The organism is Oleiphilus sp. HI0125, assembly GCF_001635355.1.
The window spans coordinates 1-786 of record NZ_LWGF01001478.1 but is presented as its reverse complement, the minus strand read 5'-3'; the positions used below and the strand labels follow the sequence as shown (position 1 = coordinate 786).

At 42.5% G+C, this 786-nt stretch carries 1 protein-coding gene; it reads right to left on the bottom strand.

All coding sequences use genetic code 11. The features are described 5' to 3' along the window. Nucleotides 1–105: 105 nt before the first annotated feature. Nucleotides 106–684 (bottom strand): superoxide dismutase, encoded by a 579-nt coding sequence (locus A3762_RS24935; RefSeq protein ID WP_068477327.1) that lies wholly within the window; start codon nucleotides 682–684, stop codon nucleotides 106–108. Nucleotides 685–786: the final 102 nt, after the last annotated feature.

Sequence of the window (786 nt, the reverse complement as noted above, 5' to 3'; positions counted from 1 at the left end):
AGTATCCGATAAGGCTATTTCAGGCATAAAAAAACCGGAGTAATTAAACTCCGGTTTTTTTATGCCTTGATTTTAGTGCAATGTACTAAAAACAAGGAGGCAATATTAACCTAGGTTTTCAGCAACGAAACCCCAGTTTACAAGTGCCCAGAACGCATTCAAATAAGTAGGACGAACATTACGGTAATCGATGTAGTAAGCGTGCTCCCAAAGATCAACTGTTAGAAGTGCAGTTTGACCTTCTGTCATTGGAGTGCCTGCATTTGATGTGTTAACGATCTCCAAAGAACCATCCGCATTTTTAACCAACCAAGTCCAGCTTGAGCCAAAGTTGTTTACGGCTTTGTCGTTAAATGCTGCTTGGAATTCTTCGAAAGATCCAAATGCTTCGTTAATTGCATCAGCAACTTTACCAGTTGGTGCGCCACCGCCATTCGGGCTCAAGCAATTCCAGTAAAACGTGTGGTTCCAGATCTGGGCTGCGTTGTTGAATACAGGACCTGAAGAAGAAGTGATGATTTCTTCAAGTGTTTTTCCTTCGTATTCAGTTCCAGGGATCATGCCGTTTAACTTATCAACGTAAGTCTTGTGGTGTTTGCCGTGGTGGAATTCAAGAGTTTCTTGAGAAATGTGTGGTGCAAGAGCGTCAATTGCGTATGGTAGCGCAGGTAATTCGATTGCCATTAGGCTTCTCCCTAAAATTAAAACACCACCGAGGCGGTGACTTAGCATTGTTTTCAAAGCTGAAGATCATACCACCTCGGTTCAAATACATCTACGAGGTTG